The 22,150-nt window shown below is 52.4% G+C and carries 14 protein-coding genes; 13 read left to right on the forward strand and 1 reads right to left on the reverse strand.

The window, feature by feature from the left end; genetic code table 11:
* The first annotated feature begins 45 nt into the window (after nucleotides 1-45).
* On the forward strand, nucleotides 46-996 hold the full coding sequence (locus H5P28_RS16535) for an NAD(P)H-quinone oxidoreductase (RefSeq protein WP_221773463.1): 951 nt from the start codon (nucleotides 46-48) through the stop codon (nucleotides 994-996).
* Nucleotides 996-1,688, forward strand: a complete 693-nt coding sequence (locus H5P28_RS16540) for an N-acyl homoserine lactonase family protein (RefSeq protein ID WP_185676809.1) — start codon at nucleotides 996-998, stop codon at nucleotides 1,686-1,688. Before H5P28_RS16535 ends, H5P28_RS16540 begins: the two co-directional genes overlap by 1 nt.
* A 261-nt stretch (nucleotides 1,689-1,949) precedes the next feature.
* Here the strand turns inward: H5P28_RS16540 and H5P28_RS16545 are convergent, their stop codons facing one another.
* Nucleotides 1,950-2,798: an AraC family transcriptional regulator gene (locus H5P28_RS16545; RefSeq protein ID WP_185676810.1), complete on the reverse strand. Its 849-nt coding sequence runs from the start codon at nucleotides 2,796-2,798 to the stop codon at nucleotides 1,950-1,952.
* 154 nt (nucleotides 2,799-2,952) lie between these two features.
* Here H5P28_RS16545 and H5P28_RS16550 point away from each other — a divergent pair, with 154 nt between their 5' ends.
* The 11 genes from H5P28_RS16550 to H5P28_RS16600 all read left to right on the forward strand — a co-directional run bounded on the left by H5P28_RS16550 (nucleotide 2,953) and on the right by H5P28_RS16600 (nucleotide 21,992).
* Nucleotides 2,953-5,949 carry a glycosyl hydrolase family 95 catalytic domain-containing protein gene (locus H5P28_RS16550; RefSeq protein WP_185676811.1) on the forward strand — a complete coding sequence of 999 codons (2,997 nt, stop codon included), beginning with the start codon at nucleotides 2,953-2,955 and terminating at the stop codon, nucleotides 5,947-5,949.
* A 12-nt stretch (nucleotides 5,950-5,961) separates the two neighbouring features.
* Complete coding sequence (locus H5P28_RS16555) at nucleotides 5,962-6,807, forward strand: hypothetical protein (RefSeq protein ID WP_185676812.1); 846 nt, start codon at nucleotides 5,962-5,964, stop codon at nucleotides 6,805-6,807.
* Between the two features lie 169 nt (nucleotides 6,808-6,976).
* Nucleotides 6,977-7,621: a prepilin-type N-terminal cleavage/methylation domain-containing protein gene (locus H5P28_RS16560; RefSeq protein ID WP_246456453.1), complete on the forward strand. Its 645-nt coding sequence runs from the start codon at nucleotides 6,977-6,979 to the stop codon at nucleotides 7,619-7,621.
* A gap of 98 nt (nucleotides 7,622-7,719) precedes the next feature.
* Nucleotides 7,720-10,020: a glycoside hydrolase family 5 protein gene (locus H5P28_RS16565; protein WP_185676813.1), complete on the forward strand. Its 2,301-nt coding sequence runs from the start codon at nucleotides 7,720-7,722 to the stop codon at nucleotides 10,018-10,020.
* Nucleotides 10,021-10,172: 152 nt separating this feature from the next.
* Nucleotides 10,173-11,525 carry an endo-1,4-beta-xylanase gene (locus tag H5P28_RS16570; RefSeq protein WP_185676814.1) on the forward strand — a complete coding sequence of 451 codons (1,353 nt, stop codon included), beginning with the start codon at nucleotides 10,173-10,175 and terminating at the stop codon, nucleotides 11,523-11,525.
* Nucleotides 11,526-11,628: 103 nt separating this feature from the next.
* Nucleotides 11,629-13,929 (forward strand): sodium:solute symporter family transporter, encoded by a 2,301-nt coding sequence (locus tag H5P28_RS16575; RefSeq protein WP_185676815.1) that lies wholly within the window; start codon nucleotides 11,629-11,631, stop codon nucleotides 13,927-13,929.
* Between the two features lie 160 nt (nucleotides 13,930-14,089).
* Nucleotides 14,090-18,148, forward strand: a complete 4,059-nt coding sequence (locus H5P28_RS16580) for a glycoside hydrolase family 5 protein (protein WP_185676816.1) — start codon at nucleotides 14,090-14,092, stop codon at nucleotides 18,146-18,148.
* Between the two features lie 315 nt (nucleotides 18,149-18,463).
* Nucleotides 18,464-18,769, forward strand: coding sequence for a helix-turn-helix domain-containing protein (locus H5P28_RS16585; RefSeq protein WP_185676817.1), 306 nt, complete (start codon nucleotides 18,464-18,466; stop codon nucleotides 18,767-18,769).
* Nucleotides 18,763-19,119 carry an IS66 family insertion sequence element accessory protein TnpB gene (gene tnpB / locus H5P28_RS16590; protein WP_185676818.1) on the forward strand — a complete coding sequence of 119 codons (357 nt, stop codon included), beginning with the start codon at nucleotides 18,763-18,765 and terminating at the stop codon, nucleotides 19,117-19,119. Before H5P28_RS16585 ends, tnpB begins: the two co-directional genes overlap by 7 nt.
* A gap of 45 nt (nucleotides 19,120-19,164) precedes the next feature.
* Entirely contained in the window at nucleotides 19,165-20,676 is a 1,512-nt protein-coding gene (tnpC, locus tag H5P28_RS16595) for an IS66 family transposase (RefSeq protein ID WP_185676819.1), read from the forward strand.
* Nucleotides 20,677-20,960: 284 nt separating this feature from the next.
* A complete protein-coding gene (locus tag H5P28_RS16600) occupies nucleotides 20,961-21,992 on the forward strand; it encodes an IS5 family transposase (protein ID WP_185675592.1) in 1,032 nt (343 codons plus the stop codon).
* Nucleotides 21,993-22,150 lie beyond the last annotated feature (158 nt).

Consider the following 22,150-nt stretch of genomic DNA (forward strand, 5'->3'; position numbering starts at 1 on the left):
GACCACGGTGGCCATACAACTAGGAGGTATGAAGATATGTACGCAATGATTCTTGATGACGACTTGAATTTCGCCTGGCGCGAAATGCCGAACCCGGTCCGCAAGTCTGATGAAGTCCTGATTAAAGTCCAGGCGGCTGCGGTCAATCGCGCCGACCTTATGCAAAAGGACGGCTGTTATGCCTCCCCAGAAGGCTGGCCGCAATGGTGCGGACTGGAAGCAGCCGGGGAAGTGATTGAAGCACCGGAGGACTCTGGATTTTGTCCCGGCGATAAAGTCTGCGCATTGCTCGGCGGCGGCGGTTATTCGGAACGGGTCACAGCTCCTTCCGGCATGGTTATCCCCATACCGAAAGGACTCTCGATGGTCGAAGCCGCCTCCTTGCCGGAGGTTTGGAGCACCGTCTATCTCAATCTTCAGTTGGAAGCCGGCGGCATGAGCCCGGGCGATGTATTCTACATGCAGGCCGGTGCGAGCGGTGTCGGCCTAGCGGCGATCCAGTTCGCCAAGCAAATGGGAGCCGAAGTGATTACGACCATCGATTCTCCGGAAAAGGCGAAGTTCGTGCGCGATCTGGGAGCCGACTATGTGCTGGACTACCGGACCGAGGATGTCCGTCCGGTCATTGAGGCGCATCCGCCGAGCGTCGCCTTGGACTGTATCGGCGGCAAGCTGATGGGCGAATGCTTCCGCCACATGGTTTTCGGCGGGCGCTGGATCATGATCGCGACCATGGGCGGCAGCGAGTCGCTGATCGATCTGGAAACAGTCTGGCGTAAACGCATCCGCCTGATCGGCAGTACGCTACGCAGCCGCACGCCGGAGGAGAAGAGTGCGATCCTCAAAGCACTTCAGCAAAAATTGTGGCCGCTCTTTACCGCGCGAAAACTGATCACGAACATCCATGCGGTCTTCCCTATCAAGGAGGTCGAAGAAGCTCACGGGGTGCTGCGCCGCGCCGAGAACATCGGCAAGGTCGTCCTGACGTTTCAGTGATGAAGCTGCATCTGCTTCAGTGCGGGACCATTCGGACGAAGCGTCACCTCATTGAGGGTGGTCCGGTTGGTAATGAATCTTTCGAAGTACCGGTTCCCTTTTTCCTGATTGAACATGAAATGAACCGAGTCCTATTCGATGCCGGGAACTCTCGCATCGCCATCCATGCGCCCGTGACCGGCGATTACATTCCGGTCATGACGGAGGCTGACTATGTCGTTGCGCAACTGGCGTCACTTGGCCTGACACCGTCAGACGTTACCCATATCGTTCTGTCTCATCTTCATGGGGATCATGCCGGTGGCCTAGAGGCGTTTCGAGACATTCCGTGTTACATCCAACGTGAAGAGATACAACATACAGGCGGTTCGTCACCCACTGAACAATACCTTCTCAGTAGGCAACTCCTCGACGGCGACCACGATCTCTTTGGCGACGGACGCATGCGCATTTTGGCCACACCGGGCCACAGCCCTGGGCATCAGTCTCTGCTGCTGAGACTGGACTCGGGAGAAGAGGTTCTGCTGGCCGCAGACGCCGCTTACACCCGTGGGGCACTGGAACAATATTCGCTCCCCACTACCACTTTTGATCGTACCTCGGCTTTGGAAACCTTTGAGAAAATTAACGCAATGCGCTGTAGCGGCGTGCGCATTATCTGTGGCCACGAACTGGGACAGCTAGATGGCTGACTCAGCCGTTTGTCATGTCTCTCATATGATCGATTGTTTGATTGGGGTTTGGTTGAGGGCAGAACAGTTGGAATGGATCAGTTCAAGGGGCCCAAGCAATGGAGTCTGGACGGGCCGAAAGCCTAAACGGCCAAGTGGAAAGGCGCCAGTCCTTCCTCCGACGAGTTTTATGGATCCATTCTCGGAAGTACTGAAAAATCAATGCCGCACAATCTGCAAGGCATCGAAATTTAGGTGATAGCCAATCTGGCCTTCTCTGCCTTATTGTATCTTGTTAAGGATGAACTGATTTTTTTTCCTGTATGAGGCTGGTGACTCCCCGCTTATTTTGCGGAAAACACGGCTCATATGATGGCGATCAACCATACCGGTGCGTTCCGCAATTTCATCTATCGTGTAGTGAGAGGACAGTAGTAGATGGGTCATCTCGCGGACGCGTAATTGCGTGACGTACTCGGCAGGGTTGACCCCATACACTTCCAGGAAAACCCGTCGAAAATGATCACGCGAGTATCCCGTTTGTTCTGCTAATCGATTAACCGATAAGTCTTCATCCAGGCGGTTCTCCATCCAAGAATGCAATCGTGTTAGCCGTGATGGATGATTCCTCCACAGTCTCCAGTCGGTGGACAGGTTGATGCTGTGGATATGCCAACATTGCGCGAAAACGTAGGCTGAGATCGATTCTGCCAGAAAGTAACTTGGAAGAACATCGCGAGGATCTTCGTCATTGGCGAGCGTCGACCACTGCTCAACTAAGCCATCAATATGCTTGCATGGGCGAGCATGGATTGGCTCAGGAAACATTTTTCCCTGGAGGGCCATCGGTAAACCCATAACGTGAAAGTGCACAAAGTAATGCATGAATCCGCCTTCGACATATCCAGTGGCCTGTAGTCCAGATGGTATCAAGGTTGCGCAGTGTGCAGGGATTTCGAAAGTTTTTGAGGAAAGTCGAATGGTCGCCCCTTCACTGAAATTGTAATAAAGTCTCCAATAATCGTTATAGAGTGGCTGGCCATTCCACCATCCGGCCAGTCGTGTGTGATCCTGGTGAATGACCCGTATTCCCCAGCCATAAGGAATGTGATCATAAGTTGTCCGATTCATGTTTGCCGCAAAAGTACACAAAGTTGGCGTTCTTGTCTATGGAAAATTTACGCAGCTCAGCGTATACTTCAGAGGCACGTTAGGAAATGTATTTCCACGTATGCTTGAGGTATAATTTCAGAACTAAAAAACCTTTATTTCGAGACTTCCTGTGATGCTTGAACGAACTCTGTTTAGCGATGAGCCTGTGAGGAATCATTGGTCCACTGAGGCCTATGTATTGGGCAATGGTCGTATCGGGGCGGTGCCATATGGCCAGCCGGGGCGGGAACATGTCATGTTTAATGAGATTACGCTTTGGTCTGGACATGGCGGACAGAAGGGCGCTTTCCAGCCTTTCGGCGATATATATGTAGCTTTGGATAGACACAATGCTGGGATCGAAAATTACCGTCGCGAACTAGACCTAAATGATGCGGAGCATCGTGTGTCTTATACCAAGGATGGTGTGACTTATCTGCGAGAAGCCTTTGTCAGCTATCCGGCGCAGGTCTTTGTTATGCGTCTGTCGGCCAGTGTTTCCGGGATGTTGTCAGGCTGGGTTGAGCTGACTGACCGTAACGGTGCCGTGATCAATGCCAAAGACAATCGGATCACTGCTACCGGAAGTATGCTAGGAAAGCAGTATTGCCGGACTCCTTGGTCGAATGATATCCCTGTGCCACCCTCTCCCCACGGAGCGGACTACCAAAGCCAGTTGGCGGTCTTGAATGCCGGAGGCGAACTGAAAACGGGGCCAGGTTTCATTGTTTTTACTGGCTGCGATACTCTGACGCTCATCCTAGGAGCACGCACCAATTACGTCCCCGATCCTGATAAAGGTTGGCGCGGAGAGGAGCATCCACGTGTTCCCTTAACGCGAGAAGTTAATGCCGCTGTTCAATGTTCAATGCAGGAACTGCGCGAGGAACACCGCAAGGACTACCAAGCACTCTATGGACGTGTTTCGCTTGATCTTGGGAAGCCTTCTGAGGAGGTAAGCCAAATGCCCCTGAGCAAGCGTTTGAAGCTCTACAGTTTGAAAAAAGCAGATCCGGACTTGGAACGCCTGTTTTTCGACTATGGTCGATATCTAATGATCGCCTCCTCCCGGGATTCATTGCCCTCCAATCTCCAAGGGCTATGGAATGACGATCCTCGGCCAGTTTGGGATTGCGATTACCACACCAATATAAATCTCCAGATGAACTACTGGCCTGTGGAAATTGCTAATCTCAGTGAATGCGCAGAACCTTATTTTAAGTACATCGAAGACCAGGTGCCGGTATGGCGGGGAAAAACCGCTGAGCAGTTTGGCAAGGATACGCCGGGCTGGACAGTAAGAACGGGCCATAACATTTTCGGCTATATGGGCTGGAATTGGAACACGACAGGAAATGCCTGGTTGGTTCAGCACTTTTGGGAGCATTATGCCTTTACTTTGGATAAGAGGTTTTTGGCCGAGCGTGCCTATCCGATGCTAAAGGAGGTAAGCCTCTTTTGGATGTCTCAGCTCAAGGAGTTGCCAGACAAGCGCTTGGTAGCTCCCGAAGGATGGTCTCCGGAGCATGGGCCTCGTGCCGATGGTGTGACCTATGATCAAATGCTCGTCTGGGACCTTTTTAACAATACGGCGGAGGCTGCGGAAATTTTGGATGTCGATGAAGATTTCAGAAAAAGAGTGGCTGAGCATCGAGATCGCCTTGTCCGGCCACAGATCGGCTCATGGGGGCAGCTTCAGGAATGGATGGAGGACATGGATGATCCTAGGGACATTCATCGACACATATCGCATCTCATTGGTATTTATCCAGGTCGGCAAATCTCGACCACGCTTACCCCTGAGTTGGCGGATGCCGCCAAGGTAAGCCTGAAAGCTCGAGGTGACTCCGGAACCAGTTGGTCTATGGCTTGGAAATCTGCACTCTGGGCGCGTCTTGGAGATGGGAAGCTCGCTCACCATATGCTACAAGGGCTTCTCAGTGGGGCGGGTATGCGCGGACGCGAATTGCGTGAAAAGCGTGAGACCATGGGAAGTCCTTTTATTGACGGGCAGGAATTCGACAATGGTGGCGGAACATCTGGCAATCTGTTGACTGTTCACCCCCCCTTTCAGATTGACGGAAACTTTGGTGGGACCGCAGCCATTGCGGAAATGCTGCTTCAAAGCCATGCCAACGAAATTTCACTGTTGCCAGCTTTACCTGAGGTTTGGCCCGACGGTTCTTTTGAGGGATTGTGTGCGCGAGGCGGCTATCTCGTTGATGCACGTTGGAAAAACCACACGCTGGTATCTGCGACGATTGAGAGTCTCGGTGACAACACTGTGTATGTGCGCTATGGTGCCACAGTGGCTGAATTTGAGTTAAAATCAGGCCAAAAAATAACAGTGGATCGCGACCTCAAAACAGGAATTACGGGGAAGCGGAGCATTACGGTCATGCCCTTCGGTGACTCCATCACCGAAGGGTGTAATGGAAGCTTTTCTGTGTATCGGTATCCTCTTATAAAGAAACTTTTAGATACGGGTTATGATGTCGAATACGTTGGCACACGAGTAACGGGCCAGCAAGACCCAGAGTTTGGCCTGCTGCGTCATGAAGGCTATGGCGGAAAATCCGTCCATTTTTTAGCTGACCTAACCCCAGAAATCTACCGGGCAAACCCCGCTGATTTGGTGCTGATTCACGCGGGGCACAACGAATGGGCCAATACCTCACCGGTGGAGAAGATGATTATTAGTACAAGTCGCATCATCAAAGCCATGCGAAGCATTAATCCGTACGTGATCATTTTGCTCAGTCAGGTCATCCCCAGTGGTGTACTTGAAAAATATTGCTATATCCCTGAGCTAAATCAGGCACTTGCGGATCTGGCGGCGAAAATGAATCGGCATGACCAGCACGTTATGATCGTTAACCAGTGCTCCGGGTTTGTTTGGGAGGATGACACAGTGGCCGATCATGTGCACCCGAATGCCCGAGGTGCTGAGAAAATGGCGCAGAAATGGTTCGAGACTCTGGTTGAAATTTTGCCACCTCCGGCTAAGCCGCTTTCTCCCAATGGATGTTCTGATACCAGCCACCCAGGGCGACCGTTGAAACCACTTTGGACTGACGCATGCCACCCCGGCAATGTGACAGTAGCCATAATACCAAAAACAAACGAATAGTCCAATAAGACCATGAAAACTACGTTCCCCCAAAAGATTACCCTACTCGGGGCATCATTGCTTCTGCCCCTGTCGGCATCTCATGCCGATACCATCGTCTATGAACAAAACTTCGACACAACAGGCACATGGTACGTTAATGAGAGCGTCAGCAGCCCTGCGAACAGCCCCAATGGTTGGTGGAGCAATGACCTCTCCCAGGCTGACCCGTTCATTGATCGGGGCGCTCGGATCAGTGATGGTCTTGCCTCCACTGGTCATGGCAATACGCTCAATCTTTATAGCCAAAACGGTTCCACGAAGGCCGAAGAGCAGGCTTCGTATAGCTTCAGCGAAACGGTCACGCAAGGCTCGTTCGAGTTTGCCGTCCGCGCCCCTAGCTATAATAGTGTATATGTGTATTTCGGGGAGAAGGGGGTTCCTACATTTGACAACTTTTACCTGACGATCTCAGCGAGTACCGTCAGTCTGAATGCCGGCAGCCCCACTAACGACAAGATAAGCGCCCAGCCTTGGGGGGGGAGTAGCCACTCCAGCACGGACTTCTATGTGTTCAAGATCACCTTTGATGAGTCCAGCGAAGCGGTAAGCGTGTTTCTGGACGGTGCCGCCTCCCCCATCATCTCCATGGAAAGTGGCATCGTGTCCGCTGGCATACTCACCGGTACGATCGAGGGAATGGAGTCTGGAACGTATGAGATGGGACGGGTCGGGTTCAATGGACCTTACGGTGGAGGTTACAGCAGTATTCACATTGACGATATCGTGCTGACCAGCATCCCCGAACCGTCCTGTGCGGCTTTGCTCTGCGGGAGCGTCGCGTTGCTGGGCCTGCTACTCCGTCGACGTTGCCGATAAGCAATCGACGGCTAGAGAGCAACAACGTTCCTATAGCTATTACATCTACGCGTTACGCAACTGTAAGCCAATAACATTGAAACGGGGGAGGGGGAAACTTAAAAGGTGGCCCCCCCCCATTTCTAACAGAACTATCCTTAGCATGATAAACACAAGCGGATTTAAAAGAATGAGGGGATTCACCCTGATCGAATTACTGGCCGTTATTGCAGTCATCGCAGTTATCGCAGGTATTCTCATTCCAGTCACCTCGAGTGTGAGAAAGAACGCACGCACCATGCAGGCGGCAAGTAATCTCCGCAGTTGGGGAGGTTATCTTTCACTGTATGCTGCTGAACATGGGGGGCGGCACCCCTGCGCGACCGCCACCAACTCAAAAGGCCAAAAGGTATGGCAATGGAAAGACCAACTTGTGCCTTACGTGGAAAAGGAACTTCGCATTCAACTTATGTCGGACCCGAACCTTCCGTCCGGGGCGGTAAGTCGGATGTTTAATGCAGACACCACATTTTCTTCCTGTTATGCCATGAATGTGAAGGTAGCTACGTTGCGCGAATCCCCCTCCTACCTGTGGAGCATCGAGCGACTCGGTAACCCTACTCGGTTCATTGAACTAGCGGACGGCAAGTGGAATGACGCATGGCGAACTTGTGCAGAGACGTTTTACCACGATCCTGAAAAACCACAAAACAGTAGCATTGATTTTCGACAAAGTGGCGATCGCGCAAACGTCCTCTTTGCTGATGGCCATGTGAATACCATGAAGCGAGAAGACATTAAAAAGAGTATGATTAATATAGATGGACTAGACTAATGAACCGGCGCTAAGACGGTTGGTTGATCGATGCAATAGGCTCTATGCTAACGATAGCTTAGCATTCCACTCTATATGACAGAACCTCTTGTTCTTTTATGAAGAAAAAAAAGTTGTTACTACCTCTGTGTATTCTCTCTACCGTAACTGTATGGAACGTAGCCACCGTCGGTGGCGAGGACAAGGGAGGCAAAGAACCTTCCCCTACGCTTATCTTTGAAGAGTCCGAGGACTACAAGGCCGTTGATATGAGTCATCCGTCCGTCAAGGCGGGCAGTGCGCTCGATCTTTCCGGGCTGGTGGACGCTCCTGCCGGGCAGTACGGGAGGCTGACGGTTAACGAGCAGGGGAAATTCGCGTTTGAAACAGACCCAACCGCGTTTCGTCTTTTTGGATATAACAAGATACCGGAGGGAATTTGGCGCGATGTCTCTGACGAGGAGTTTGAGCAGAATGCCATCAACTACGCGCAGGCCGCGCGTGCGCAGGGATACAACATGGTGCGCTTGCACGGGATTGACCTCTGGCTGATGAGAGACACCAGCGCAGACCTTGAGTTCAATCCCCAAATCCTTGACCGCTTTGACCGTATCGTAGCGGAACTCAAGAAACAGGGTATATATGTGCATTACGTCGTCATGTCATACCTGCACTATGACGTGCTCAACCGCGAAAACTATTGGAACCGTATGGACGAGAACTATATGCATAAGCTGATGTTCGCCATCGGGCGTGGCGATGAACGCGAGCGGTTCAGCGAGGGAGCCAGCCGGCTTCTGAATCATGTGAATCCCTATACAGGGCTTGCATGGAAAGACGATCCCGCCGTGGCGATAGTCGAGTGCTTCAATGAAATGTATCTCGGCATTTCTGAAATCAACAGTGTCGCCATCGATTATCCCGATGAATACCGCCTTTTCGTCAACAAGTGGGCTGAGTGGCTAAATAAACGCTACGAGGGTAAGACAGAGGCCGAGCTGCCGGAATGGGTGAGCGGAATCGACCTGCAAAATCCGCCGGTCCCGGGGGTGGGGGGGGAATATGAGGCAGCGAAGGACGACTACGGACGTTTTTTGTATGACTGCGTTGTTGAGACCAACACTTGGGGGCAGGACACGCTCCGGCAAATCGGCTATGATGGACTTGTGACCAATACCTACAACGGTCTTTACGGGGCTGCGGCTGCATGGAGCTCGCTTCCAGTTGCCGACACGCACAACTATTTCGAGCACCCGTACGGACCCTCAGAAAGGCGGAGCGTTGGGCAGCGAAGCTCGATAAATACCCCCTGGTGCTTTCCTAGCATCGCCGCCTCTCGCCTTTATGGGCGTCCTTTTACGGTGAGCGAATACAATTATCCGTTTTGGAACCAATTCCAGTATGAGATGCCGCTCACCTTTGGTGCCTACGCTGCCTTTCAGGGCTTCGATAGCCTGGAGGTCTATGAAGCCTCTGTGTACCTTAACTTGGACAACCAACGACTGGGGTCCTTCAATGTTGGCGTTTCTCCGGTACAGCGAGGCGGGGAGTTCTTGACGGCGATGCTTTACAAACGCGGCGACGTCGCGCCTGCGAATAACCGTGTTGCACTACTTATTCCTGAAGAATTTCTGTTCACTGATGGCAACTCGCTAAAAGGCGTATCGAGCCAACAAAACAAACTTTCGCTGATGACCGGGTTTAGCCTAATCTTTCCCTCGCTTAGCCCTTCAGTTGAAATTAGCGAGGACATATATCCTGACCTAATTCTCCTGCCTTCTGGAACGACTGGGATCAAATCCACGGGATGGAGTACAGAAATGCTCTCAGACTACGTCATCGAGAATTCGGCGCTGGCCGAAACAGTGGATGACCTCAAATGGGAAGGTATTCTGCCTGACAACAACCTTACGGACCTCGACAAGGGCATTTACCAAAGCGACACGGGTGAAATAACCCTCCGCCGCGATGCATTTGAGATCACAGTCATCACGCCGAAAACGGAGGCTGTGGCAATGCTTGCCGGGAACAACCGCAAGCTCGGAGCACTAACGATTAAAAGCACGGACACGAAGGGCCTGTTTGGCGTGACTGCCGTGGATAACTGCCCCTTGGTGGAGTCCGAGAGGCTCGTTCTCGTTGTTGCCACCGAAGTAGTCAACACAGGAATGGAACTAACATCGGACCGTATCACCTGCCTCCAGCTCGGTACGGCACCCGTCCTGATGAAGACAGTAAATTTCTCTATTGGGCTTTCCCACCAAGCTGCCGATCAGCTTCGCTGTTTTGCTTTGCGTATCGACGGCGAACGCATGCAGGAAATCCCGCTCACTGTGGGCGACGGCCATGTCACGCTCGAGGTTGATACCGCCGCGCTTGCTGATGGCCCCACTCCCTTTTTCGAATTAACGACAGACTAAGTTCCGCACTTTCTATGGTAACTGCGAAAAGTGATGGGGATACTGCGGGGGGCATCATGCCCAAATATGCGTGACCACGATAAGAAAGGAAATGCGACTGAAAAAGTATTATGATTAAATCGAAGGCAATAGTTCTATCGCAACACGTTATTATGAAAACACTAAGTAATTTGGCAAGACAGGCTTTGAGTCGTTTGGTCGTCGATGATCCCGAAATAGATTTTAGGATTAAATCAGGCATTGAGGTGAATCGAAAGGGATTCGCTGAAATTTCATTGGTTGACAGGGAAGGGCAGGAAATCGAGGCGGCTGAAATTACCTACCGGCATTTAAAACATGAGTACCAGTTTGGCTGCAACGCATTTATGCTGGAACAATTTCAGGACCCGGAGCGGAACGCTGGCTATAAGGAGATGTTCTCAGATATTTTTAATTTGGCAGTGGTTCCGTTTTACTGGAATGCGCTTGAGCCGGAGCCAGGGAAATACCGTTTCGGGAAGGATAGCCTGAATATTTACCGTCGTCCGCCAGTAGATCTTGTGCTCGAATTTTGTGAAGAATACAACATCACCCCAAAGGGCCACTGTTTGGTCTGGCAGATGGCGGCACCGTCGTGGGTTCCCAATAACAAGGCAGAGATGGAGCGTTGCCTTGAAAAACGTATTCAGGTCATTGCCGAGCGATACGCCTCGAAGATTTCAATATGGGATGTTTGTAATGAGGCACTGCAGTGGAAGCCACACGTACACTCGATTGCATTACCGGACGAGCATATGGAAAAGGCCTTCAAGATGGCCGCGAAGTATTTTCCGGAATCCTCCCAACTCATTTACAACGAAGGGCCTTGGGTGAGTTGGAACGATTTTCATGGAGATTACACCCCCCCGTACCTGCTGGCCCGGCATCTGCTTAATTCGGGACTTCGTGTTGGTGGCTTTGGGCTTCAATATCATATGGCATTCTACGGTGATAATTTCCAGCAGCTTGCTGATTGGTCTAAACAGTTCAGCAATCAGTGGCTTCTTTTCGCGCACATGGATATTTACGGGAAGCTGGGGCTTCCGCTGAATGTTTCAGAAATTACAATTCCGTCTCAAGATGACGCCCTAGGAGATGGGGAGCGCTTTCAGGAACTGGTGACAGAGAAGTTATATCGGATTTGGTTTAGCCATCCTGCAACCGAAGGTATCGTTTGGTGGAACTTAGTCGACAACACGGCTTTTGTTGACCCGATGGACTCCAATAACAATCAAGGAGAAAACCGTTACTTGGGTGGCTTACTTAAGAGTGATTTAAAGCCGAAGAGATCTTATCGAGTGCTTAAGCGCTTGATAAAAGAAGAATGGCATAGCTCTGGAACGTTAAATTATCAGAAGGGGGTGGCTAATAAGTTTCATGGCTTCTATGGGGACTATGAGTTGAAAATTAAAACGAATTTAGGTGAGTTTACTCATAATGTCTCTCTATCGAAAAAAGCGGATAATATGTACTGTATCGGTTGTTGAACATACCACCCTAATGTATCGGGATTATATATCCCCCTCCAGAATAAGCTGCTACCTGGTTTATTGAATACTATTCCCCCCCCTTAATGTTTAGTCCTGCGTTATGCATTTATTAGACTGGTTTATCGTAATTGTACCCGTTGCCGCGGTCTTGTACCTGACTATTTATAGTCGTAAGTATGTACGGGGTGTAGCGGATTTTTTGGCAGCAGGGCGGGTGGCGGGACGCTACGTGATTTCAGCAGGGGATCTGACGAGCGGATTGAGCGTTATTACGCTGGTGGCGCTTGTTGAATCCAAATATCAGGTAGGCTACGCTCTAAGCTTCTGGGAATATATGGCTATACCCGTATGGGTCATTATGGGATTAACCGGATATTGCATCTATCGCTTTCGAGAAACGCGTTCACTCTCCATCGGACAGTTCCTGGAAATGCGTTATTGTCATTCATTCCGTATCGTGGCGGCAACGATACGTACGGTTTCTGAGATGGTGACCAATGCCATCGGTCCGGCGGTAGCGGCCAATTTCTTCATCTACTTTCTAGGGTTGCCCCATAGGCTGATGGTTTTCGGTGTGGCGTTGCCGACTTTTGGCTTGATTGTAGGGCTATCCTTGTGCCTGTGCATGGTGGTGATTTGGCCGGGCGGACGTATCTCGTTATTGATTTCCGACGCCTTTCAGGGGCTGATGTGTTACCCGATATTCGTCATTATAGCGGGATACATCTATCTGCACTTCGGATGGAGCGAGGCCATTGGTCCGGTCATGATGGATCGGGCTCCGGGAGAGAGTTTTATCAATCCCTTCGATATCGAAAAACTACGTGATTTCAACCTCTTCGCTCTTGTTGTGACGATTATGGGCGGCGTCCTTAATCGCGCCAGTTGGATCGGCAACGATACGACGGGCAGTGGGCGGACTCCGCATGAGCAGAAAATGGCGGGCATCCTGGGGACCTGGCGAGTGCTATATGCAAATCTGATGATGCTACTGGTCGGAGCGATGATCATCACGTTGATGACACATCAAAAGTACGCTGAACAGAGCCATGAAATCCGCCAGGAACTGATGCAGAAAGTTGCGCAGGAGGCGGTGCAAGATCCGTGGTTGCGCGAACAACTCAACAGCAACTTGGCCCAAATTCCTGTTCAGGAGCACCGGATCGGCGTGGATGCACCGCTTTCTCGCGATAACAATATCGACACTCCTTACATGGAAATGGCTCACGGAACGCTGGCCGGCACACCCGAGGGTAATCTTGCGTTCCAAAAATTTCGCACACTGTACCAGCAAATGATGCTACCGGTAGCGTTAAAGAATATTTTGCCTATGGGGCTGATGGGGCTGTTCTGCCTCCTAATGATGATGTTATTGATTTCAACCGACGACTCTCGAGTATTCAATGCCTCTTCGACAATCGTGCAGGACATCATTATGCCGTTTCGCAGGAAGCCCTTTACGCCGAAACAACACGTGAAGGTCCTGCGGCTCACATCGGTCTCAGTTTGTCTGTTTTTCTTCATCGTATCGATATTCTTCGTGCAAATAGACTATATTATGATGTTTACAGTCATCATGACGGGGATCTGGCTGGGAGGTGCAGCACCGGTCATGATATTCGGGCTTTATAGTCGCTTCGGAAACTCTGTGGGTGCGTTCGGAGCACTGATTTTTGGCTCCGGTCTTTCGTTGACCGGACTTATTTTCCAACGCAATTGGGCCGGGCGGATTTACCCTTGGCTTGACGCCCATGACTTGGCGGTGCCGATCGGCCATTTCCTGCATACGGTTTCACGTCCGTTCAACCCCTACATTGTTTGGGAAATGAATCCTGTGAAGTTCCCTATCAACTCTTACGAACTTTACTTTATGGCGATGATTAGCGGGATTGCCGCATACGTTATCGGTTCTGCACTGACGCAGCGCAAGCCCTTCAATTTAGACCGTCTGCTGCATCGGGGCATTTATGACGTTGCGGGCGAATACACGGAACCCTTCAAGTGGAGTGTTCGTAACACCGCCCAAAAATTGATCGGCATCACCCCGGAATACACCCTTGGGGACAAGATCATCGCTTGGTCGGTCTTCGGTTATTCCCTCATTTACAAGTTTGGACTGTGCTTTGTGGGCGTCCTTATTTGGAACTTTTTCTCTCCTTGGCCGACCCAGTGGTGGAGCACTTACTTTCTCGTTACGAACCTTTGGGTGACGGCTATTCTCGGCATTATCTCCACCGTTTGGTTCCTTATCGGGGGCATCGTTGATATTCGCAAACTCTTTCGTGATCTAGCCGCCCGCGTCGATGATCCGCTCGATAACGGAATGGTCGAAGGCCATGTATCCATCGCGGACAAAGCAGCCTTCAAGGCGCGCGGCGCTCCCGTCGATGACGATGATTAATGCCTTAATGTCCCTTCAGAGCACTTTGATTGGGCACCCGCCCGTTTAATCGTAACCAGCAAGCCACCTGAAACTAAATTTGAATAAAACCTCCGATAAAGGTCCTCACTCTACTCTAAAATACTAATCGGGAGATTCGCTCAGCCGAGCGAGTTCATCAATGGCCAATATGAATATGAAAACAATATTCATTAATAGTATTATTTTGTTCGGGGTATCTATGCTCCTGCCTTCATCGTTATTTTGTGTCGAGATTGGTACTCTCATCATCTATGAGCAAGACTTCGACACTACAGGTGTTTGGTACGCCAACGAAAGCGTTAGTAGCCCTGAGAACAGCCTCAATGGATGGTGGAGTAATGACCTGATGCAGACTGAACCATTCGTCGAACGGGGTGCCAGAATAAGTAATGCCTTTGCCAGCGCCCGTGGCAATACGCTTAACCTCTATAGCGTAAACGGTTCCACACAGGCTAATGGGCAGGCCGGGTACAATTTTCCCAAGACTGTCACGCAGGGCTCGTTCGAATTCTTTGTTCGTGCTCCCTACTATAGTACCGTGTATGTGTATTTCGGACAGAGGGGGGCATCAGCCGCAGATAACTTCTATCTAACAATTACTGGAACAACCGTAATGTTGCATGCCAATACCCCGGCGAACGACAGGATAAGCGTTCAGCCGTGGGGGGGCGATGACCACTCTAGCACAGACTTTTATCGGTTCACCATCAGCTTTGATGAGGCAAACAACTCTGTGAATGTTTACTTGGACAGCACCCTCATCATCTCCATGGAGAACGGTATCGTGTTAGCGGGTACACTCACGGGCACGACTGAGGGAATGAAGTCCGGAAAGTTTCAGATCGGGCAGGTTGTTTTTAGCGGACCTAAGGGAGGAGGTTACAGCAGTATTCATATTGATGATATCGTACTGGCTGAGCCTACGCTCATTTTTGTTGAGTCAGGGAACTACAAAGCTGTTGATTTGAGTCATTCTGTGGTCAAGGCAGGCAGCGCTCTGGATCTTTCCGGGTTGATTGATGCTCCCGCCGGGAAGCACGGCAGGTTGACGGTTAACGAGCAGGGAAAATTGGCGTTTGAAAATGACCCAACACCGTTTCGTTTCTTTGGGTATAATAAAGTGCCAGAGGAAATCTGGCGCGATGTCTCTGACCAGCAGTTTGAGCAGAATGCCATCAACTATGCGAAGGCAGCCAGGGCGCAGGGATACAACATGGTGCGCCTACACGGAATTGATCAGTGGCTTATGAGAAGCGCAACTGCCGATCTTGAGTTTAATCCCCAAACTCTTGATCGCTTTGATCGCATCGTGGCAGAACTTAAGGAGCAGGGCATCTATGTGCATTACGTAGTCATGTCTTACTTGTACTATGACGTCCTCAACAGTGCGAACTATTGGAGCCGGATGGCTGCGAGGAACATGCATAGGCTGATGTTCGCCATTGGGCGCAGCGATGAACGTGAACGGTTCAGTGAGGGGGCCAGTCGGCTGCTGAACCATGTGAATCCCTATACCGGTCTTGCCTGGAAAGACGACCCCGCTGTGGCGATAGTCGAGTGCTTCAACGAAATGTATCTCGGCATTACTGAAATCAATAACGTTGCCATTGATTATCCCGATGAATACCTTCTCTTTGTCAACAAGTGGTCTGAGTGGTTGAAAGAACGCTACGAGGGTGAGCTGGAGTCCGAGTTGCCGGAATGGATGTACGGTATCGATCTGGATAATCCCCCGGTACCGGGAGTAGGGGGGGCTCACGATGCGGCGAAGGACGACTTCGGGCGTTTTTTGTATGACTGCGTTGTTGAGTCGAACGCCTGGGGTCAGAACACGCTTCTTCAAATCGGTTATGATGGAATTGTAACTAATACGCATAACAATCTTTACGGTGCGGCGGCAACATGGAGTTCGCTTTCTGTCGCAGACGTACACAATTATTTCGAACACCCGTATGGGCCTTCGGATAGGCGGAGCGTTGGCCAGAGAAGCTCTATAAACCTCCCTTGGCTCTTTCCCAGCATCGCCGCCTCCCGTCTTTATGGGCGACCTTTTACGGTGAGCGAATACAATTATCCGTTCTGGAACCAATATCAGTATGAGATGCCACTCACCTTTGGTGCTTACGCTGCCTTTCAGGGCTTCGATGGCCTGGAGATCTATGGAGATGCCGTGTACCTTGATCTGGGCAATCAACAACTGGGTTCCTTCAATGTTGGCGTTTCTCCGATACAGCGAAGCGGTGAGTTTCTGACAGCGATGTTTTACAGTCGCGGCGATGTTGCACCTGCGAATAACCGTGTTGCACTAATCATTCCTGAGGAGTTTCTGTTCTCTGATGGAAACGCGCTACAAAGCGTATCGAGCACTCAAAACAGGCTCTCTCTGATGACCGGCTTTAGTCTGATCTTTCCTTCATTTGGTCCTGGGAATAGCCCTAATGGTTGGTGGAGTAATGATCTGAAGCAGGAGGATCCGTACATTGAACGGGGCGCTAGGATCAGTGAGGCGTTTGCCCAGACCCGGGGCAATACACTTAACCTTTATAGCCAAAGCGGTTCCACGGTAGCTAATCAACAGGCTGCATACCACTTTTCCCAGAATGTTACGCAGGGCTCCTTCGAGTTTACTATCCGCAAGCCGAACTATAATTCCGCGTATGCGTATTTTGGGCAGAGCGCTACGCCTGTGTTCGAAAACTTTTATTTGACGATAACCGGAAGCTCCGTCCTCTTGTATGCCAATAGTCCCGGTAATGACAGGATAAGAGCTGAGCCTTGGGGTGGAGGTAACCACTCTAGTACAGACTTTTATACGTTCAGGATCGAGTTTGATGATGTAAATAAGTCCGTGAGTGTTTACCTTGATGGTACCCCCATTATCTCCATGGCGAACGGTACCGTATCCGCTGGCACACTTATGGGTAGCATTGCTGGAATGAACTCCGGGGTGTTTCAGATAGGGCGAGTCGGATTTAATGGACCTTGGGGTGGGGGCTACAGCAGTATTCATATTGATGATATCGTGCTAACCTCGGAGTCTATCACTCTTTATGAGCAGAATTTCGACACGACAGGGACTTGGTACGTCAACGAGAGCGTCAGTAGCCCTACGGTGAAATTTAGTGAGGGCATGCATCCTGACCTCAACCTCTTGCCCTCCGGAGTGACTGAATACGTATCTACAGGATGGAGCACGGAAATAGATCCAGACAGCGCCATCGATAGTTCGGATTTGGCCCAAACCGTGAATGAGCTGAGATCGAAAGGAATCTTGACCGAGGATAATCTTACTGACCTCGATGCGGGCATTTACCAAAGTGACACCGGCGAAATAACCCTATACCGCGACGCATTTGAGGCCACTGTCATCACCCCGAAAACAGAGGCTGTGGCAATGCTTGCCGGGAACAACCGCCAGCTCGGTGCGCTGACCATCAACAGCACGGATGCTAACGGCCTGTTTGGTTTGACTGCCGTGGACAATATCCCCTTGGTGGAGTCCGGGAGGCTAGTCCTTGTGGTTGCCACCGAAGTAGTCAACACGGGGATGGAACTTACATCGGATCGTGTCACCAGCATCAATCTTGGTACAGCACCCGTTTTAATGAAGACGGTAAATTTCTCTATCAGTCTTTCAAACCAAGCTGCCGATCAGCTTCGTTGTTTTGCTCTGCGTATCGACGGCGAACGCTTACAGGAACTCCCGCTCACTGTGGGCGACGGCCATGTCACGCTCGAGGTTGATACCGCCGCGCTTGCTGATGGCCCCACTCCCTTTTTCGAATTAACGACTCAATCTAACAATCTCTATAGTGAATGGATTGAGGGTTTTATGGATTTAACTTCCGATCAACAGTTGCCTTTGGCAAACCCTTCGCTGGATGGTATCTCCAATGCCGTCAAGTTCGTACTTGGAATGGACCCAACGGTGAATGCGCGGGCCGACCTTCCTGTGCCAGTCATCGTGAACAGGCCTGAAGCAAATTATTGTGTGTATGATATATATCTAAACCCGGATGCTCTTGCTGAGCCCGGGCTGGATATTACGGTTGAGTACAGTGCTTCCCTTTCTCCTGTATCATGGCTACCAGTGAGCGAAAACTATTTGGACACTCCTGAGCCTAATCTACTTCGGGTGCGTATGCCTGTTCAAACGGATGAGAGTATCTTTCTGCGTTTGAAGTTGAATGGTATTTAAATCCTTTAATTATAATAATAAAGCATACTATTTGGGCCATTTTCGCATGACCTCCTAGAACCGTGCCATTGCATTTGAGACACTGGCGTGGAGTATGCGATTTCTAAGTTTCTTGTTCCTTGACAGCGTAAGCGTCATACCAAGTGCCGTTGATTTATTCTGCCCGCGGGGGCGGGGGTTGTCGTATATTCGGTAGGCATGGAGATTACGCCTTGTCCGCCAGAATGTGATGCCGGGAGCGCAGGCTTGAGTGAGCTTGAGTTGCTGAGGCGGGAGCTGGCTGGGGTGTCGAGGGTGTCGCCCGGGCAGCGAGAGTTGATCTTGGATGCGTTCGAGCGTAGCGGGCTGAGCGAGCGGGCATTTGCGGAGGGTCTGGGGGTGAGGGATGGGACGTTCAGGCGGTGGGTGCGGGCGCGGCATCGTGTTCTTAGCGGGGAAGCCGGGCTGACCGGAACGACCGGCCCTATTGCGCTGGTTGAGGCGGTGTTGGATGGGGGCGCGGGCACTGGAGGCTCTGTCGAGGTGGAGACGCCGGGCGGGCTGAAGGTGCATATCGCCCGGCGTGAGGATATTGCCCTGGCGGTGGCGCTGCTGCGGGCCTTGCGGGAGGAGTCATGCTGAGCTTCAGCGGGAGTCTGCGTGTGTTCGTGGCGCTGGAGCCTTGCGACATGCGCAAAGGGTTTAGTGGACTGGAAGCGCTGGTGACGCAGCGCCTGAAGGAATCGGTGCGCGGGGGAGCGCTGTTTTTGTTCACGAACAAGCGGCGCACACGCCTGAAGGCGCTTTACTTCGACGGGACGGGTTTGTGGCTCCTGAACAAAAGGTTGGAGGTTGGTCGCTTCAGTTGGCCAGTCTCGACGGACCCCACGGCAGTGAAGCTGCGGCTGCGCCCGGAGGCGTTTGCGCTGTTGTGCGACGGGGTGCAGATGCAGGGGGCAAAGTTTTTACCCTGGTATGAACGCGAGCCGTGATAATGAGCTTTACTGTCATGCTAAAATGGATACAGTGATGGCATCATGACCGACCGCGAAGCCGCCCTCGAAGCCAAACTGGAGGCGGCTCAGTTGGAAAACCGGTTGTTGCGGGAGAAGATCGACGCGCTGGTGCGTGCCCTTTACGGCAAAAAGAGCGAGAAGCTGGACCCCGCGCAACTTGAGCTGCTCGGAGGGCTTGCGGAAAAAATAGACGAGGCTCCCGCCGCCGTTGAGCCGCCCGCGGGAGTCACCCAAAAGGCTCCGAGCAAGCCCCGCCGCCCCGGTCCGCGCGTGCCCGAGCACCTGCCGGTGAAGGAAGTCGTGCTCGACCCGGACGAGGTGCTGGCTTGCCCGCAAGAGTGGCGGCTGATGGGCGAAGAGGTCAGCGAGCAGCTCGATTACGAGCCGGGCCGCTTTTACCGTCGCCGCCTGATCCGGCGCAAGTACGTCCGCAAGGACGCTCCCTTTACCGCGCCGGTGATCGCGCCGCTGCCTCCGTGTATGCAGGAACGCTGCCTGGCCACCCCGGAACTGATCGCTCAGGTGGTGATCGGCAAATATGCCGATCACCTTCCGCTTTACCGGCAGTCGCAGATTTACCGGCGCGCAGGCGTGGAGCTCTCGCGGCAGACCCTGTGTCGCTGGGTGGACCTGGCCGCCGATACCTGCCAGTTGCTCTACGAGTGGATGGCCCGCGAGCAGATGGCCCACGCCTACCTGCAAATCGATGAGACGCCCATCCCGTACCTTGATCCGGGCCGGGGCCAAACCGCCAAGGGCTACCTGTGGGTCTGCTCCCTGCCCAACGGCTACGTCATTTACATCTGGCATCCGAGCCGCTCAGCCGAGTGCCTCCAGCAGATACTCCCCGAGCACTACCGAGGCATTATCCAGTGCGACGGCTACGCCGCCTATCCCAGTGTGGCCAGACAACGCGCCGGACCGGACCTGGAACAGGGACCGGTTCAGTTGGCCAGTTGCTGGGCCCATACCCGGCGCAAGTTTTTTGAAGCTCACGAGCATGCCCCGAGCGTGGCCGGGTGGATACTCGGCCAGATCGCCCAACTCTACCGAATCGAAACCCGCCTGCGCGAACGCCGGGCCGGACCGGGCTTGTGCGCCGTTGTACGCTCGGCCCAATCGGCCCCTATCCTCGCACGCCTCAGAAAAGCCTTTATCCTCCTGCGCCAGCGCTACCGCCCCCAGTGCTCCATGGCCAAGGCCATCGACTACGCCCTGGGCCAGTGGACCGGCCTAAAAGTCTTCATCAAAAACGGGATCATCGTCATCGACAACAACGAGGTCGAGCGAGCCATCCGCCCCACCAAGATCGGCGCCAAAAACTGGACCTTTATCGGCTCGGAAACATCAGGAAGAACCGCTGCCATCCTTTACACCCTCATCGAGTCTGCCAAACGATACGGACTCGACCCCTACCAGTACCTCCTCCTCCTGCTCAGGGAACTCCCCGCCGCCACCAACTGGCAAATCCAAGCCTACACCCCTGCCGCCATCGCCAAGAGCAAACGACTCCTGCCGGCAAACGCCGCCTGAGGCCGACCAGCCCAATCCCCGGGGACACGGCGTACGCGCCCCCCTCCAACGCAAGCGACACCGCAAACGACGCGGCAAGCAAAATCAAACGGTGCTTGGCATGACGCTTACAATTAATCGCAGCACGAGTCAATTAGGTCGTGTTATTATTTTTGGTTTTAGATGTATTGGAGTCCTATGGAGAGGGGCCGATTCACATACAGTAATAGTTCAAAGCGGCACGCTACTTTTTTGGCCACTTCGATTAACCTCGCCTTCTTTGCGACAACTGGAGACAATCTGATATGCGCGTAAAGACTGGTAGCAGCCAAAGCAATCTCTTCGACATTTTGAAACACGCGGACAGCGCTTCGCAGCGTAAGAGCAGCCTGGATCGGCTTGATGTGATCGATTGGGAGACGTTTCGTGCGTTGCTTGAGGAGCGCCTTTCCTACGGCGACCAAAGCAAGGGTGGGCGCATTCCGTGGTGTCCGGTTTTGATGCTCAAGGTGCTGGTATTGCAGCGCTTCTTTGACCTATCGGACCAAGAGACAGAGTTTCAGATTCTTGATCGCTTCAGCTTTCTGCGCTTTGTGGGGCTACGCCCCGGCGATGGTTCTCCCGATCACGCGACGATCTGGTCCTTTAAGGAACGCCTTGGAGCCGAGGGGATGGTTGCTGTGTTCGAGTTGTTCAACGAGCAACTGCGCACTCAGGGCTTGATCGCCAGTTGCGGCAAGATCATCGACGCCAGTTTTATCGAGGCTCCCAAGCAGCGCAACCGCCGCCATGAGAACGAACAGATCAAGCGCGGCGAGGTGCCCGAACGCATCGCCAAGAGGCCGCGCCGGGCCTGCCAGAAGGATCTCGATGCGCGTTGGACGCAGAAGAACCATGTATCCTATTTTGGATACAAGAACCACGTCAAAGTCGATGCGGCCAGCAAGTTTATCGAGACCTTCACCGTCACAAACGCCGCCGTCCACGACTCCCAACCGGTCGGGAAACTGCTGCGTGAGAGCGACCGCGAGGCCGTGCTGTGGGCCGACAGCGCTTACGTCGGGCCGTTCATCGCCGCGCTGCTCAAAGGCTTCGCCATGCTCGCCAACATCTGCGAAAAGGGCACTGCCGCCCGTCCGCTCAGCCGTGAACAAAAGCGTGCCAACAGGCAAAAGAGCCGCATCCGCTCCCGCGTCGAACACGCCTTCGGCCGCATCGCCCAGTTCGGCGGCGACCGCTTCCGACGTATCGGCCAGAGACGATGTCGCTTCGAAACCGCCCTTACCAACCTCACCTACAACCTCGACCGCTATGCCATGTTCCATGCCAGGGGCTGAGCCTACACAATCGGGAGAAAATCGCCGCCAAACGCCTCAATCTGAGGCCAAAACAACCACCGCAACTCCCTGCAACTGCCCATCAAGCCCCCTTCCAGGCATCTGAAATCTCATAGCTGAACGGCTCAAGCAAAATGACTCCCTTAATCGAAGTGGCC

Source organism: Ruficoccus amylovorans (assembly GCF_014230085.1).
GTDB classification, from domain to species: Bacteria; Verrucomicrobiota; Verrucomicrobiia; order Opitutales; family Cerasicoccaceae; genus Ruficoccus; species Ruficoccus amylovorans.

Excerpts from the sequence above, each read along its gene's own strand:
- H5P28_RS16560 (WP_246456453.1), top strand. The coding sequence starts at position 6,977 with ATGAGGGGATTCACCCTGATCGAATTACTGGCCGTTATTGCAGTCATC.
- H5P28_RS16575 (WP_185676815.1), top strand. The coding sequence starts at position 11,629 with ATGCATTTATTAGACTGGTTTATCGTAATTGTACCCGTTGCCGCGGTC.
- H5P28_RS16550 (WP_185676811.1), top strand. The coding sequence starts at position 2,953 with ATGCTTGAACGAACTCTGTTTAGCGATGAGCCTGTGAGGAATCATTGG.
- H5P28_RS16555 (WP_185676812.1), top strand. The coding sequence starts at position 5,962 with ATGAAAACTACGTTCCCCCAAAAGATTACCCTACTCGGGGCATCATTG.
- H5P28_RS16600 (WP_185675592.1), top strand. The coding sequence starts at position 20,961 with ATGCGCGTAAAGACTGGTAGCAGCCAAAGCAATCTCTTCGACATTTTG.
- H5P28_RS16545 (WP_185676810.1), bottom strand. The coding sequence starts at position 2,798 with ATGAATCGGACAACTTATGATCACATTCCTTATGGCTGGGGAATACGG.
- tnpC (WP_185676819.1), top strand. The coding sequence starts at position 19,165 with ATGACCGACCGCGAAGCCGCCCTCGAAGCCAAACTGGAGGCGGCTCAG.
- H5P28_RS16565 (WP_185676813.1), top strand. The coding sequence starts at position 7,720 with ATGAAGAAAAAAAAGTTGTTACTACCTCTGTGTATTCTCTCTACCGTA.
- tnpB (WP_185676818.1), top strand. The coding sequence starts at position 18,763 with ATGCTGAGCTTCAGCGGGAGTCTGCGTGTGTTCGTGGCGCTGGAGCCT.
- H5P28_RS16540 (WP_185676809.1), top strand. The coding sequence starts at position 996 with ATGAAGCTGCATCTGCTTCAGTGCGGGACCATTCGGACGAAGCGTCAC.
- H5P28_RS16535 (WP_221773463.1), top strand. The coding sequence starts at position 46 with ATGATTCTTGATGACGACTTGAATTTCGCCTGGCGCGAAATGCCGAAC.
- H5P28_RS16570 (WP_185676814.1), top strand. The coding sequence starts at position 10,173 with ATGAAAACACTAAGTAATTTGGCAAGACAGGCTTTGAGTCGTTTGGTC.
- H5P28_RS16580 (WP_185676816.1), top strand. The coding sequence starts at position 14,090 with ATGGCCAATATGAATATGAAAACAATATTCATTAATAGTATTATTTTG.